Source organism: Actinomadura pelletieri DSM 43383 (assembly GCF_003634705.1).
Classification (GTDB): Bacteria; Actinomycetota; Actinomycetes; order Streptosporangiales; family Streptosporangiaceae; genus Spirillospora; species Spirillospora pelletieri.
In genome coordinates this window covers 168519-185633 of the sequence record NZ_RBWU01000008.1, presented here as the reverse complement: position 1 = coordinate 185633, position 17115 = coordinate 168519, and the positions used below count along the sequence as shown (strand labels likewise).

General features: G+C 72.9%; 2 protein-coding genes. Both read left to right on the top strand.

Annotation, left to right across the window (positions count from 1 at the left end):
• Window positions 1-8: 8 nt before the first annotated feature.
• On the top strand, window positions 9-5372 hold the full coding sequence (locus BZB76_RS35055) for a type I polyketide synthase (protein ID WP_170180853.1): 5364 nt from the start codon (window positions 9-11) through the stop codon (window positions 5370-5372).
• Entirely contained in the window at window positions 5369-17101 is an 11733-nt protein-coding gene (locus tag BZB76_RS36195) for a type I polyketide synthase (RefSeq protein ID WP_121438118.1), read from the top strand. The genes BZB76_RS35055 and BZB76_RS36195 overlap by 4 nt, the downstream gene beginning before the upstream one ends.
• The last annotated feature ends 14 nt before the right edge of the window (window positions 17102-17115 follow it).

The following is a 17115-nucleotide window of genomic DNA, read 5'->3' as shown; positions in this document are numbered from 1 at the left end:
GGGAACAGATGACGGCTACCTCTCGCGACGACGTGGTCGAGGCGCTGCGCGCCTCCTTGCTGGAGAACGAACGGCTACGGCAGCAGACACAGCGGCTCACCGCGGAGTCGAGAGAGCCCATCGCCATCGTCGGAATGTCATGCCGGTATCCGGGCGGAGTCACCTCGCCCGAGGAACTGTGGGAGCTGGTCGCCGAGGGCCGCGACGCCATCTCCGACTTCCCCGACAACCGTGGCTGGAACGTCGATTCCCTTTACGACCCCGACCCTGACGCGCCGGGAAAGAGCTACACGCGCAGCGGCGGATTCCTCTACGACGCCGACCGATTCGACGCCGACTTCTTCGGCATCAGCCCTCGTGAAGCCTTGGCCATCGACCCCCAACAACGTCTCCTCCTGGAGACCAGTTGGGAGAGCATCGAGCGGGCCGGGATCGCGCCCGCCGCGCTGCGCGGCAGCCGCACCGGTGTCTTCACGGGGCTGATGTACGGCGACTACGCGGGCCGGTTCCATCATCAGGCTCCGGACGGCTTCGAGGGATACATCGGCACCGGCAGCGCCTACAGCATCGCGTCGGGGCGCATCTCCTACACCTTCGGGCTCGAAGGCCCGGCCGTGACCGTGGACACCGCCTGCTCGTCCTCGCTGGTCGCCCTGCACCTGGCCGTTCAGTCGCTTCGCAACCGTGAGTGCGAGTACGCCCTTGCCGGTGGTGTCACCGTCATGGCGACCCCTGTTTCCTTCATCGAGTTCAGTCGGCAGCGAGGACTCGCTCCGGACGGCCGCTGCAAGGCGTTCGCCGCCACCGCTGACGGTGTGGGGTGGAGCGAGGGCGCCGGTGTCGTGTTCCTGGAGCGGTTGTCGGACGCGCAGCGCAACGGTCACCCGATCCGGGCGGTCATCCGCGGATCGGCCGTCAACCAGGACGGGGCCAGCAACGGCCTCACCGCCCCCAACGGCCCCTCTCAGCAACGCGTCATCCGCGCCGCGCTGGCCAACGCCGGTCTGAGCGCCGCCGAGGTCGATGTGGTGGAAGCCCACGGCACCGGCACCAGCCTCGGGGACCCCATCGAAGCCCAAGCACTGCTCGCCACCTACGGGCAGGACCGCCCCGACGACCAGCCTCTGCACCTCGGCTCGATCAAGTCGAACATCGGGCACACCCAAGCCGCCGCCGGGATCGCGGGCGTCATCAAGATGGTCGAGGCGATGACCCACGGGTTGCTGCCCGCCACCCTCCACATCGACGAGCCCTCTCCGCACATCGACTGGGACAGCGGCAACCTCTCCCTGCTGACGAAACTCACGCCTTGGCCGGACGACACCGACCGGCCACGCCGCGCGGCTGTGTCCTCCTTCGGGATCAGCGGCACCAACGCCCACCTCATCCTCGAAGACGTCCCACCCGTCCAGGACGACGACCGGCCCCCTGCCGACTCCGGCGCGCTGCCTTGGCTTCTGTCCGCCAAAACCGAGAGTGCCCTGGACACCCAGATCCAACGGATACGCGACCACGTCAGGGCCCACCCCGAACTGCACCCCGCTCAGATCGCCTACACCCTGGCGACAAGCCGCACCCACTTCGAACACCGGGCCGCCCTCATCGGCGACCAAGTCATCCGCAACACCACCACCGGTGGCAAAACCGCATTTCTATTCTCCGGGCAAGGCTCCCAACGTTCCGGCATGGGCCGCGACCTCTACAAGACCTTCCCCGTCTTCGCCGAGGCCCTCGACGAAGTGTGCGCCCACTTCGACGCACCACTACGCGACATCGTCTTCGCCGACGACGACCCTCGCCTCCACCAGACCCAACACGCCCAGCCCGCGCTCTTCGCCCTCGAAATCGCGCTCTACCGGCTCCTGGAGCACTGGGACGTCCGCCCCGACTACCTGGCCGGGCACTCCGTCGGCGAAATCAGCGCCGCCCACGCCGCAGGCGTCCTCTCCCTGCCCGACGCCTGCACCCTCATCGCGGCCAGGGGACGGCTCATGCAACAGGCCGACCCCACCGGCACCATGATCGCCATCCAGGCCACCGAACAGGAAATCCAGGAAACGCTCACCGACCAAGTCGCCATCGCCGCCATCAACACCCCCACCTCGATTGTCGTCTCCGGCGACCACGACCAACTTCAGGCCATCGCCGCCCACTGGCGCGACCAGGGCCGCAAGACCAAGCAACTACAGGTCAGTCACGCGTTCCACTCCCCACACATGGACCCCGTCCTGGACGAGTTCCGGGAGATCGCTTCCACCCTGACCTACCACCCGCCGACCATCCCGATCGTTTCCAACCTCACCGGGAAGATCGCCCCACCCGACCAACTCACCACACCCGGCTACTGGACGAACCACATCCGCCATACCGTCCGCTACGCCGACACCATCACCACCCTCCACGAACAAGGCGTCACCACCCACCTCGAACTCGGACCCGACACCACCCTCACCACCCTCACCCCCGACACCACACCCCTCCTCCAACAAGACCAACCCGAAACCCACACCCTCACCACCGCACTCGCCACCGCCCACACCCGCGGCACCAGCGTCAACTGGACCAAAATCCTCCCCACCACACCACCCGCCGACCTCCCCACCTACCCCTTCCAACACCACCCCTACTGGCTTGATACGCCGACCGTCGCCGGTGACTCCACGGCCTTCGGGCTCGACGCGACTCACCACCCCTTCCTGGCCGCCGCCGTGGAACTCCCCGACGGCACCCGGGTCCTCACCGGCCGGGTCTCCCTGGACGACCATTCCTGGCTCGCGGATCACGCCGTCCACGGCTCCGTGGTGCTTCCCGGTGCCGCCTTCGCCGACATGGCCCTGCACGCCGCACACCACGCCGACTGTGACCAGGTGGCGGAACTCGTGCTGCAGGAGCCGATGACGCTCCCCGCGGACGGCGCCGTACGGCTCAGGGTCACGGTCGGAGGGCCGGACGAGGCAGGCAGGCTTCCGGTCACCGTCCATGGGCAGCCCGAGAGCGCCGAGCCCGGCGGTCCTTGGACGTGCCACGCCACCGGTCTGCTCAGCCCCGCCGACGTCCACGAGCCGGAGGCGTCGGCCGGTCCGTGGCCGCCGCGTGGAGCGTCTCCGATCGACGCCGGCGAGTTGTACGACGGGCTGTTCCAGGCGGGAGCGGAGTACGGCCCGGCGTTCCAGGGTGTGAGCGCGGCCTGGCGTGACGGCGACACGCTCTACGCGGAGGTGGACCTGCCGGACGACATCGACGTCACCGGCTTCGACGTTCATCCGGCTCTGCTGGAGGCCGCCTTCCAGCCGTTCCTCCACGACGGTTCCGCAACACCGCAGATGCCCGCCTCGTTCACCGGCCTGTCGTTCCACGCCTCCGGTGGCACCGCGCTCAGGGTCCGCCTGGTGCGGTCGGGCGACTCCGCCGAGGTGACCGTCTGGGACGGCGACGGCGTTCCGGTGGCGGCCATCGCGGCTCTGACGTCCCGTTCGGTCTCCCCGGATCAGGTCGGCCGCACGGTCGGCCACGGCGACGCGCTGTTCCATGTGGAGTGGCCGCCTCTTCCCGTCCCCGAGAGCGCGAGCGTGCAGTGGACGGTCATCGACATCGACCAGGACATGTCCGCGCTGGGTGAGGCGACCGACACGGGAGCCCCGGTTCCGGAGTTCCTGCTGCTCCCCTTCACCGCGGAGCAGGGCGACGACGCGTCCGCGGTTCACACCGGGACGCGCCGCCTCCTGGCACTGGTCCAAGGCCTGCTCACCGAGAGCCGCCTGGACGCCACCCGCCTTGCCGTCGTGACCGAGCGCGCGGTCGCGACCGGCGGCGGAGAGGACATCGAGAATCTGGCCGGGGCGGCGCTGTGGGGGCTCATCCGGTCCGCGCAGAACGAGCATCCGGACCGGTTCGTCCTCATCGACACCGACGGCACCGATGCGTCCCGTGAGGCCGTTGCGCACGCGCTGGCCACCGGCGAACCTCAGCTCGCCGTCCGCGACGGCCGCCTGTACACGCCGAGGCTCACCCGAACCCGGGCCGTTCCGGACGACCGTCCCACGTTCGACCCGGACGGCACCGTCCTGATCACCGGCGGCACCGGCACCCTCGGCGCCCTCATCGCCCGCCACCTCGTCACCACCCACGGCGCCCGCCACCTGCTGCTCGTCAGCCGCCGCGGACCCAACGCACCGAACGCCCCCACACTCCAACACCAACTCCAAGAACTCGGCGCGCACGTCACCATCACCGCCTGCGACACCACCGACCAGGACGCACTCGCCGAACTCCTCGAAACCATCCCGGCCGAACACCCCCTCACCGCCGTCGTACACACCGCCGGAGTCCTCGACGACGCCACCATCACCACCCTCACACCCGACCAACTCGACACCGTCCTCCGCCCCAAAGCAGACGCCGCCTGGAACCTGCACCACCTCACCAAGGAGCATGACCTCACAGCCTTCGTGCTGTTCTCCTCCGCCGCAGGCATCTTCGGCAACCCGGGCCAGGCCAACTACGCCGCCGCCAACACCTACCTCGACGCACTCGCCGCACACCGACACGCCAACGGGCAACCGGCGCACTCCCTCGCCTGGGGACTGTGGCAGCAGGAAACCGGTATGACCGCGCGGCTCGACGCGTCCGGCACGGTGCACGGTGGAGTCGTCCCGCTCACGGCGGACCAGGCGCTCGGGCTGTTCGACACCGCCCTGGCAAGCGATCACGGGCTGCTGGTGCCGGTCGGGCTGGACCTCACGAGGCTGCGGGCGGAGGCGGCGGGCGGCCAGGTCCCGGCGTTGGCGCGGGGCCTCGTGCGGGTGCCGGCCCGGCGGCGAGGGACGGGCGGGTCCTCGCTCGCCGCCCGGCTCGCCGCGCTGGACCAGGCCGAGCGGGAGCGCGTCCTGCTGGACGTGGTTCGCGGGCATGTGGCCGAGGTGCTCGGGCACGCGTCGCCGCGAGGGGTGGGCCCGGAACGGGCGTTCCGCGATCTCGGGTTCGACTCGCTCGCCGCGGTCCGGCTCCGCAACCGGCTGGGCGCCGCCACCGGGCTGCGGCTGAGCGCGACCGTCGTCTTCGACCATCCGACGCCGCTCGCGCTCGCGCGCCATCTGCTGCCGGAGATCGTGCCGGAGGAGCCGGACCGGTCACCGGCGTTCGCCGGCCTGGACGCGCTGGAGTCCGCGCTGCTGGACGCCCCGCTCGGGGACGACGTCCGCGCGAGGGCCGCGCGACGCCTGCGGGCGCTGCTGTGGAAGTTGACCGACGACCCGGGGACGGCCGCGGGCGGCCGTCCCGATGACGATGACCTCGACTCGGTGAGCGACGACGAACTGTTCGCCGTTCTCGACGATGAGCTGGGAACCTCTGGGAGCGGTGAGGGCCGATGACCGAGCAGAAACTGCGTGACTACCTCAAGCGGGCCACCGCCGACCTGCGCCAGGCCCATCGGCGGCTGCGCGAGGCCGAGGACAAGGAGCACGAGCCGATCGCGATCGTCTCGATGAGCTGCCGCTTTCCCGGCGGTGTCTCCTCGCCGGAGGACCTGTGGAGACTGGTCGCGGACGGCACGGACGCGGTGTCGGAGTTTCCGGACGACCGGGGCTGGGACCTCGAGGGCGTCTACGACTCCGATCCCGACCGTCCGGGGAAGACCTACACGCGCGAAGGCGCGTTCTTGGACGACGTCGGCGGGTTCGACGCGGACTTCTTCGGTGTCAGCCCACGTGAGGCCCTGGCCGTCGACCCCCAGCAACGACTCCTCCTGGAGACGAGTTGGGAGGCCATCGAACGGGCCGGGATCCTTCCCGCGTCGCTGCGGGAGAGCCGGACCGGCGTGTTCGTCGGCTCGAACGGGCAGGACTACACGCTGAGCCTGCTCGGCATCCTCGACAAGGTCGAGGGATACCTGGCGACGGGCACCTCGGCCAGTGCGATGTCCGGCCGTGTCGCCTACACGTTCGGTTTCGAGGGTCCGGCGGTGACGATGGACACCGCGTGCTCATCCTCCCTGGTCGCGCTGCACCTGGCCGCCCAGTCGCTGCGCAACGGCGAATGCGAGTTGGCGCTGGCCGGTGGCGTCACGGTGATGGCGACGCCCGGCGGTTTCGTCGAGTTCAGCCGGCAGCGGGGGCTCGCTCCCGACGGGCGCTGCAAGGCGTTCGCGGCCGCGGCGGACGGCACCGGATGGGGTGAGGGCGTCGGCGTCGTGCTCCTGGAGCGGTTGTCGGACGCCCAACGCAACGGCCACCCGATCCGGGCGGTCATCCGCGGATCGGCCGTCAACCAGGACGGCGCCAGCAACGGCCTCACCGCCCCCAACGGCCCGTCCCAACAACGCGTCATCCAAGCCGCACTCGCCAACGCCCGCCTCGGCCCCCACGACATCGACGCCGTCGAAGCACACGGCACCGGCACCACCCTCGGCGACCCCATCGAAGCCCAAGCCCTCCTCGCCACCTACGGACAAAACCGCCCCACCGACCGGCCCCTACACCTCGGCTCCATCAAATCCAACATCGGCCACACCCAGGCAGCCGCCGGAGTCGCGGGCGTCATCAAGATGGTCGAAGCCCTCGACCACGGCGTCCTGCCCGCCACCCTCCACATCGACGAGCCCTCCCCGCACATCGACTGGAACAGCGGCAGCCTCACCCTGCTGACCGAGCCCACCCCCTGGCCGGACGACACCGACCGGCCCCGCCGCGCCGCCGTGTCCTCCTTCGGCGTCAGCGGCACCAACGCCCACCTGATCCTCGAACAGGCCCCGCCCCAGCCCGAGCCCGAAACCGAGGCCGAGCCCGTCGAGCGTGCTTCCACCGCGCTGCCCTGGCTCGTCTCGGCGAAGACCGAGGCGGCGCTCCGGGCCCAGGCGCAGCGCCTCCGCGACCGTGTCACGGCCGACCCGGATCTGGATCCGGTCGACGTCGCGCACTCCCTCGCGACCACCCGCACCCATCACGAGCATCGCGCGGCCGTCGTCGGAGAGGACGTCGGCGACCTTCTGAGCGGGCTGGACGCGCTGGCCGGTGGGGAGCCCGCGCGGAACCTCGTCGTGGGACGCGCCCGGCCGGGCAAGACCGTGTTCGTCTTCCCCGGCCAGGGGTCCCAGTGGGCGGGGATGGCGCGGGAACTGCTCGACGCCTCGCCCGTCTTCCGCGACCACCTGCGGGCCTGCGACGAGGCGCTGGCCCCCTACACCGGCTGGTCCCTCCTGGACGTGCTCCGCGGCGAGCCGGACGCCCCCTCCCTGGAACGCGTCGACGTGGTGCAGCCCGCGCTGTTCGCCGTGATGGTGTCGCTCGCCCGCGTGTGGGAGGCGGAGGGTGTGCGGCCCGACGCCGTCATCGGGCACTCCCAGGGCGAGAACGCCGCCGCGCACATCGCCGGGGCGCTCAGTCTCGACGACGCCGCCAGGATCGTGGCATTGCGGAGCCAGGCCATCACCCGGCTCGCCGGTTCCGGCGGGATGGCTTCGGTGCCGCTTCCCGTCGATCGTGTTCGCGCGTCGCTCACCGAGAACCTGCACGTCGCCGCCGTCAACGGCCCCTCCTCCACCGTTGTGGCCGGTGAGGCGAAGGCGCTTCGCGAACTCGTCGACGCCTTCCAGCGGGACGGCGTCCAGGCGCGGCTCGTCCCGGTCGACTACGCCTCCCACACGCCGTTCGTGGAGGAGCTGCGCGAAACGCTGCACGAACTTCTCGACGGTGTCGCACCACGCTCGTCCGACATCGAGTTCTACTCCACCGTCACCGCCGCGCCCATCGACACCCGCGAACTCGACGCCGCCTACTGGTACCGGAACCTGCGGCAGCCCGTCCGGTTCGACGAGGCCACCCGCGCGCTTCTGGACGACGACCACACGCTTTTTATCGAGGTCAGCCCGCATCCCGTGCTGACCGTTCCGATCCAGGAGAGCATCGAGGAGACCGGCGGCACGGCCGCCGTGATCGGCACCCTGCGCCGCGACGACGGTGGCCCGGTCCGCCTCCTGACGTCCCTCGCGCAGGCGCACGCGAACGGCGCCGAGCCCGGCTGGGACCGGTGGATCGCGGGTGGACGGCCGATCGACCTGCCGACGTACGCGTTCGACAGGCACCGGTACTGGCCGGACTCCACCGGCGCCCCCGGCGACCTGTCCGCGGCGGGCCTCGGGTCCGCCGACCATCCGCTGCTGGCCGCGGGGACGGAACTCGCGGGCGGCGCCGGGCACCTGTTCACCGGACGGATGTCGCTGCGGACCCATCCCTGGCTGGCCGACCACGAGGTCATGGGGGAGGTCGTCCTGCCCGGGACCGCGATGGTGGAACTCGCCCTCCACGCCGCGCACCGCACCGGCTGCGACCACATCGAGGAGCTGACCCACGAGGTTCCGCTCATCGTGCCCCGGCAGGGCGGGATCCAGCTTCAGGTCCTCGTCGGCGAGGCCGACGGGAGCGACGCGCGCCCGGTGAGCGTGCACTCCCGTCCGGAGAGCACCGACCCCGACGCCGACGACGCCCCCTGGACGTGCCACGCCACCGGGCTGCTCACCACGTCCACCGCCCCGGCCCCACCGGCCGACGCGGACGGGGCATGGCCGCCCACGGGGGCGACTCCGGTGTCCGCGGACGAGGTCTACGAGCGGTTCGCGGAACTCGGACTGCGTTACGGTGCCGTGTTCCGCGGCCTGCGGGCGGCGTGGCGGGACGGTGACGACGTCCACGCCGACGTCGAACTGCCGGAGGGCACCGACACGGGCGGGTTCGCCGTCCATCCCGCGCTGCTCGACGCCGCCCTGCACGCGGCCGTGCTCACCGCCGGCGAAGGGTCCGACCAGGCCCGGCTGCCGTTCTCCTGGAGCGGGGTGTCCGTGCACGCGGTGGACGCGTCCGCCGTCCGGGTGCGGCTGTCCCCGCGCGGAGACGACACCGTCGCGGTGTTGATCAGCGACCACGCCGGGACACCGGTGGTGACGGTCGACGGGCTGACCGCGCGGCCGGTCACCGCCGACCAGCTCGCGTCCCGCCCGGCGCGGCACGACTCGCTCTACCAGGTCGGCTGGACGACGATCCCCACGGACGGCGCGGCAGGCGAACCCCCCGCGGTCATCGGTGACGTCCCGTCCTGGGCCGCGAGCCTGGAACTCGGTGACCGGATCGACCTCGGACGGCACGACGAGGACACGGCGGCGCCCGCCACCGTCGTGACGTTCCTCGACCTCGGCGACACCGACCCGGTGGCAAGCGCCCACGAAGCCGCGCACCGGACCCTCGACCTCGTCCAGGAATGGCTCGCGGACGAGCGGTTCCAGTCGTCCCGGCTCGCCGTCGTGACCCGAGGCGCGGTCGCCGCGCGCACCGGCGACCGGGTGGACGTCCCGTCCGCCGCCGCAGTCTGGGGATTCCTGCGCGCCGCGCAACTCGAACACCCCGACCGCTTCGTCCTGATCGACACGGACGGCGGCGCGAAGTCCGCGGAGCTGCTGCCCGCCGCGCTCACCTGCGGGGAACCGCAGACGGCGCTGCGGGACGACGGCGTTCGCGCCCCCCGGCTGGAACGGGCCGACACCGCCGATCTCCTGGCCCCGCCCGCCGGCGCCGAGGCATGGCGGGTGGACACCACCGAGCCGGGCACCGTGGAGAACATCGCCCTCGTCGCGGCGCCGGACCACACCCGGGACCTCGCGGACGGCGAGGTCCGCGTCGAGGTGCGGGCGGCGGGCCTGAACTTCCGGGACGTCCTCATCGCGCTGGACCTGTATCCGGGGAACGGCACCATCGGCGGCGAGGCCGCCGGGATCGTCGCCGAGGTCGGTCCCGGAGTCACCGGCCTCCGCCCCGGCGACAGGGTCATGGGCCTGTTCGGCGAGGGGGCGATGGGTCCGGTCGCGGTCACCGACCGGCGACTGCTGGCCCCCATGCCCCGCGGCTGGACGTTCGCGGAGGCGGCCGCGGCCCCGGTCACCTTCCTCACCGCCTACTACGCGCTGGTCGATCTGGCCGGGTTGCGGCCCGGGGAGCGGCTGCTCCTGCACGCCGCCACCGGCGGTGTCGGCGTCGCCGCCACCCAGCTCGCCCGGCACCTGGGCGCGGAGGTGTTCGCGACCGCCAGCCGCCCCAAGTGGGACGCCCTGCGCGCCGCGGGCTACGACGAGACCCACATCGCCGACTCCCGGACACTGGACTTCGAGGAACGGTTCCTCGCCGCCACCGGCGGGGAAGGGTTCGACGTCGTCCTCGACTCGCTCGCCCAGGAGTTCGTCGACGCGTCCCTGCGGCTGCTGCCGCGCGGCGGCAGGTTCCTGGAGATGGGCAAGACGGACGTGCGGGACCCGGACGAGGTCGCCGCCCTCCACCCCGGCGTCACCTACCGCGCGTTCGAGATGTTCGAGGCCGGACCGGACCGCATCGCCGAGATGCTCTCCGAACTCGGTGCGCTGTTCGACTCCGGGGTGCTGCGGCCCCACACCGTCACCGCGTTCGACGTCCGCCGGGCACGGGAGGCGTTCCGGTACCTCAGCCACGCCCGCCACGTCGGCAAGCTCGTCCTCACCGTCCCCCGCCCGCTCGACCCGGACGGCACCGTGCTGATCACCGGCGGCACCGGCACGCTCGGCGGGCTGGTGGCCCGGCACCTGGTCGCCGAACACGGCGTGCGGCACCTGCTCCTCACCGGCCGCCGCGGGCTTGACGCGCCCGGCGCCGGCGAGCTGCGGGCCGAACTGGAGGCGATGGGCGCCGAGGTCGTCATCGCCGCGTGCGACATCGCCGACGCCGACGCCGTCGCCGCGCTGCCGGCCGCCGTCCCCGCCGGGCACCCGCTGACCGCCGTCGTGCACGCCGCGGGCGTCACCGCGGACGCCGCGGTGACCTCCCTCACCCCCGGCGACCTCGACACGGTGCTCCGGCCGAAGGCCGACGCGACCTGGAACCTGCACCGCCTCACCCGCGACCTGGACCTGGCGGCGTTCGTGGTGTTCTCCTCGGCCGCCGGAACGCTCGGCAACCCCGGCCAGGCCAACTACGCCGCCGCCAACGCGTTCGCCGACGCGCTGACCGCCCGCCGCCACACCGCGGGACTGCCCGGCGTCTCACTCGCCTGGGGCCTGTGGGCGCAGGCCAGCGGCATCACCGGGAAGCTCTTCGACAGCGACCGGGCCCGGGTCGGACGCGAGGTGCTCGTGCCGCTGCCGACCGGCGAGGCGCTCGGTCTCCTCGACGCCGCGCTCTCGGCGGGACGGGCCGGGCTCGTCCCCGTCAAGTTCGACCTCGCGGCGCTACGGGCCGCGGCCGAGATGGACACGCCGCCGCCGATGGTGCGCGGCCTGCTGCGCCGGTCCGCGCCGCGCGCCCGCGCCGGGACCGGCGGCGCGTCCGCCCTGCAACGGCAGCTCGCCGGCAAGGACGCCGCCGAGCGGAGGGACCTCCTGCGCACGCTGGTGCGCGGGCACGTCGGGACGGTCCTCGGCCACCCGGCGCCCGACACCATCGACCCGGGCCGCCCGTTCCAGGAACTCGGGTTCGACTCGCTCACCGCGGTCGAGCTGCGCAACCGCCTCAACGCCGCCACCGGCCTGCGGCTGCCCGCCACCCTGATCTTCGACTACCCGACGGTCACGGCGCTGACCGACCGCCTGCTCGCGCTGGTCACCGGCTCCGGCGACGAGACCGCCACGACCCCCTCCGCCGCGTCGGGGACGTCCGCCGACGCGGACGACCCGATCGCGATCGTCGCGATGGCCTGCCGGTTCCCCGGCGGGGTCCGGTCGCCGGAGGAGCTGTGGGAGCTGGTCGCCGGCGGCCGGGACGCGATCACGGGCTTCCCCGAGGATCGCGGCTGGGACCTCGACGCGCTCTACGACCCCGACCCCGACCACGCCGGGACGGCGTACGTACGGGAAGGCGGGTTCCTCCACGACGCCGGTGACTTCGACGCCGCGTTCTTCGGCATGAGCCCCCGCGAGGCCCTGGCCACCGACCCGCAGCAGCGGCTCCTCCTGGAGACGTCCTGGGAGGCCCTCGAACGGGCCGGGATCAGGCCGGACACGCTGCGCGGCAGCCGCACCGGCGTGTTCGTCGGCATGGCGTCGCACCCGTATCCGGGCGGCGCGATGCGGCCGTCCGGGGCGATGGAGGGCTACCTGCTCACCGGCGCCGCGAGCAGTGTGGCGTCCGGACGCGTCGCCTACACGCTCGGCCTGGAAGGGCCCGCCGTCACGCTGGACACGGCGTGCTCGTCCTCCCTGGTGTCCCTGCACATGGCCTGCCGGTCGCTCCGCGACGGCGAGTGCGACCTGGCGCTCGCCGGCGGTGTCACCGTGCTGACCTCCCCGGGCGTGTTCGTCGGCTTCAGCCGCCAGCGCGGGCTGTCCCCCGATGGCCGCTGCAAGCCGTTCGCTGCCGCCGCGGACGGCACCGGCTTCGCCGAGGGCGTCGGCATCGTCCTGGTCGAACGGCTCTCCGACGCCAGGCGGCGCGGACATCCGGTGCTGGCGCTGGTGCGCGGGTCCGCGATCAACCAGGACGGGGCCAGCAACGGCCTGACCGCGCCCAACGGCCCGGCGCAGCAGCGCGTCATCCGCGCCGCCCTGGCCGGCGCCGGACTCGAACCCGGCGACGTCGACGCGGTCGAGGCGCACGGGACCGGCACCACGCTCGGCGACCCCATCGAGGCGCAGGCGCTGCTGGCCACCTACGGGCGGGACCGGCCCGACGACCGGCCGCTGCTGCTCGGATCGATCAAGTCCAACATCGGGCACACCCAGCAGGCGGCCGGGGTCGCCGGTGTCATCAAGATGGTGCAGGCGATGCGGCACGGCATCGTGCCCGAGTCGCTGCACGTCGACGAGCCGTCCCCGCACATCGACTGGGACGCGGGGGCCGTCCGCGTCGTCTCCGAACCCGTCCCGTGGCCCGAGACCGACCGGCCGCACCGCGCGGCGGTGTCCTCGTTCGGGATCAGCGGCACCAACGCCCACCTCATCCTCGAACAGGCACCGGAAACCGAACAGGCGACCGCCGAACCGGAAGAGCCCACGCCCGACGAACCCGCGTCGGACGCCCCGGCCGTCCCATGGCTGCTGTCCGCGCGGAACGCCGGCGCGCTCCGGGAGCAGGCCTCGCGGCTCGCCGAGCACGTCCGGTCCCGCGCCGACCTGGAACCCGTGGAGTTGGCCCACGCGCTGGCCACCGGCCGTGCCGCGTTCGAGCACCGCGCCGCCGTCGTCGGACGGGACAGGGCGGCGCTCCTCGACGGGCTGGCCGCGCTGGCCGACGAGGTCCCCCATCCGGGCGTGGTGCAGGCGGTGGCGCCCAAGGACCCCGGCAAGATCGCGTTCGTGTTCCCCGGCCAGGGGTCGCAGTGGGCGTCCATGGGAGTGGACCTCCTCGACACGTCCCCGGTGTTCGGCGAGCATCTGCGCGCCTGCGCCGAGGCGATCGCCCGCCATGTGGGCTGGAACCTCGTCGACGTGCTGCGCGGCGAGCCCGGAGCCCCCGACCCGGAACGGGTCGATGTCGTCCAGCCGGCGCTCTTCGCCGTCATGACCTCGCTGGCCGAGCTGTGGAAGGACGCCGGGGTCGTCCCCGACGCGGTCATCGGCCACTCCCAGGGGGAGATCGCCGCCGCGTACGTCGCGGGCGCCCTCACCCTGGAGGACGCCGCCCGCGTGGTGACCCTCCGCAGCCGGGCACTGACCGCGCTGGCGGGCTCGGGTGGCATGGCGTCGATCCCGCTTCCGGCCGACCGGGTCGAAGAGCGGTTGGCGCCGCTGGCGGGCGTGCTCGGCGTCGCCTCGGTCAACGGCCCGGACAGCACCGTGGTCGCCGGCGACGCGCGGGCGCTGGAGGAGTTCGTCGCCGGATACCAGGCGGACGGTGTCCGCGCTCGGCTCATCCCGGTCGACTACGCCTCGCACACCCCGCACGTCGAGGCCCTCCGCGACGAGCTGTTGGAGGTTCTGGAGTCGATCAGGCCACGGTCCTCCGCCGTCCCGTTCTTCTCCACGGTGACCGGGGACGTCCTGGACACCTCCGCCCTGGACGCCGAGTACTGGTACCTGAACCTGCGCCGCAAGGTCCGGTTCGCGGAGACCGTCGGCACGCTGCTCGAACGCGGCCACCGTCTCTTCGTCGAGAGCAGCCCGCACCCGGTGCTCACCGTCGGGATCCAGCAGGTCCACGAGGAGCTGGGCGTCGCCGCCGCCACCGTCGGCACCCTGCGCCGCGACCAGGACGGGCCCCGCGAGTTCCGCACCGCGCTGGCGAGCGTCCACGCACACGGCCACGCCGTGGACTGGACGAAGACGTTGCCCGCGCCGCGGACACGGCGGCACGTGGACCTGCCCACCTACGCGTTCCAGCGGGAGCGCTTCTGGCTGGAGCCGTCGGCGGCGGCCGGGGACGCGACCGCGCTCGGCCTGGACAGCACCGGGCATCCCCTGGTCGGAGCCGCCGTCACGGTCGCCGAGGACGACCGGCTCGTGCTCACCGGCACGGTCTCCGCGCGCACCCATCCCTGGATCACCGAGCACACCGTGCTCGGCACCGTCCTGCTCCCCGGCACCGGCTACGTGGAGTTGGCCGTGCACGCCGCCCGACAGGTCGGTTGCGACCGGGTGGACGACCTCACCCTGCTCGCCCCGCTGACACTGCCCGAACGGGGGACGCTCCAGCTCCAGGTCGTCGTCGGGCCCCCGGACGAGTCGGGGCGGCGGCCGCTCACCGTCCACGCCCGTCCCGGCTCCGGCGACCCCGGCGACGAATGGACCCGCCACGCCACCGGCGTGGTGTCCGCAGGTGAACCCGCCATGGAACGCGACCTGACCGCGTGGCCGCCACCGGGAGCGACCCCGGTGGACGCGACCACCGTCTACGACCGTTTCGCGATGCTCGGCCTGGAGTACGGCCCGATCTTCCAGGGGCTGCGGTCGGCGTGGCGGCACGGCACGGAGGTCTACGCCGAGGTGGACCTGCCCGACGACGTCGACATCGACGGGTACGCCGTCCATCCCGCGCTTCTCGACGCCGCCCTGCACGGGCTGATGCTCGGGGACGGCGACCGGTCCGGCGGGGAGGTGCTGCTGCCGTTCTCCTGGACCGGCCTGACGATGCGCGCGAGCGCCGCCAGGGCGCTACGGGTACGGCTCGCGCCCGAGGGGCCCGACGGTGTTCGGGTCGACGTGAGCGACCGGACCGGGGAGCCGGTGCTGTCGGTCGACGCGCTGCGGCTCCGTCCGGTGAACCCCGACCAGCTCGCCGTGCGCGACACGCGGCGCGGCGACCTGTACCGGATCGACTGGACCCCGGCACCGGAGGTGCCCGCGTCCGCGTCCGGCGGGACGGTCGTGACGCTCGGCGAGGAGCACGCCGACCCGGCCGCTCTCGCGGCGGCCGTCGCCGCCGGAGCCGCCGCCCCGGACGCCGTCATCGCCCGCTGCGCGACGAACGGATCCGCCGATCCGGTCACCGCCGCGCACGAGACCGCCGAGGAAGCCCTCAACCTGGTGCGGCGATGGCTGGACGAAGAACGTCTCGCCGCGTCCCGGCTGGTGATGCTGACGCAGGGCGCCGTGTCAACGGACGAGAAGTCCGATGTCCCGGACCTGGCCGCCGCCACCGTCTGGGGCCTGGTCAGGAGCGCGCAGAACGAGCACCCCGACCGGCTCGTCCTCGTCGACACCGACGACACCGCCACGTCCGCCACGCTGAACGCCGCCATCGCCACGGGCGAACCTCAACTCGCCGTCCGCGACGACCGCGTCTACCGGCCACGCCTCACCGCGGCCGAACCGGCGACCGAACCGGCGCCGTCGTTCGACCCGGACGGCACCGTCCTGATCACCGGCGGCACCGGCACCCTCGGTGGCCTCCTCGCCCGCCACCTCGTCACCACCCACGGCGCCCGGCACCTGCTGCTCACCAGCCGCCGCGGACCGGACGCCCCAGGCGCCACCGACCTGCAACACCAGCTCGAAGACCTCGGCGTGCACGTCACCATCACCGCCTGCGACGCCGCCGACCACGACGCACTCGCCAAGCTGCTCGACACCATCCCGTCCGAGCACCCGCTCACCGCCGTCGTCCACACCGCCGGAGTCCTGGACGACGCCACCATCACCACGCTCACCCCACAACAGCTCGACACCGTCCTGCGTCCCAAGGTCGACGCCGCCTGGAACCTGCACCACCTCACCAAGGACCACGACCTCACAGCCTTCGTGCTGTTCTCCTCCGCCGCAGGCATTCTCGGCAGCCCGGGACAGGCCAACTACGCCGCAGCCAACACCTACCTCGACGCACTCGCCGCACACCGACACGCCAACGGCCGACCAGCCCACTCCCTCGCCTGGGGATTCTGGGCGGAGACCAGCGGCTTGACGGCGGGGCTCGACACGTCCGACGTGCGGCGGATGGCGCGGGGCGGGCTCAGCCCGATGACGACCGACGAGGGCCTCGCGCTCTTCGACGCGGCCCTCACCGTGACGGGCGCCCCGGCGCTCCTCGCCGGACGGCTCGACCAGGCCTCGCTGCGCGCGCAGGCCGGGGCCGGGTTCCTGCCCGCGATCCTGGAGGGTCTGGTCCGGACGCCGCCCCGCCGGGCGGACAGCGGTGGCGTCCCGCTCGCGCAGCGGCTCGCCGGGCTCGGCGAGGACGAACGGCGGAGCCTCGTCGTCGGTGTCGTACGGTCGCACATCGCCGCCGTCCTCGGGCACAGCGGCCCCGACCAGGTGGACCCCGAACAGGCCTTCCAGGACCTCGGCTTCGACTCGCTCACCGCGGTCGAGCTGCGCAACCGCCTCAACGCCGCCACCGGCCTGCGGCTGCCCGCCACCCTGATCTTCGACTACCCCACGGCGCAGGCCCTGGCCGGCCATGTGCTGACCAGGCTCGAACCGGCGACGGAGCGGGCGCCGGGCGGTGTCCTCGACGAACTGGACCGGCTGGAGGCGGCGCTCGCCACCGTGTCCGCCGACGACACCGACACCGACGCCGTCGAGATCGCCCGCCGGCTGCGGGTGCTGGCGGCCCGCTGGGAGGACGTCCCCCGGTCCGCGGGCGCCTCGACCGCCGAGCAGATCCGGGACGCCTCCGCCGAAGAGGTCATGAACTTCATCGACCAGGAGCTGCGGCGGGCCTGACACGCCGTTTCGAT

Bases quoted from the DNA above. Each gene is read 5' to 3' on its own strand.
- BZB76_RS36195 (WP_121438118.1), top strand. From the start codon at position 5,369: ATGACCGAGCAGAAACTGCGTGACTACCTCAAGCGGGCCACCGCCGAC.
- BZB76_RS35055 (WP_170180853.1), top strand. From the start codon at position 9: ATGACGGCTACCTCTCGCGACGACGTGGTCGAGGCGCTGCGCGCCTCC.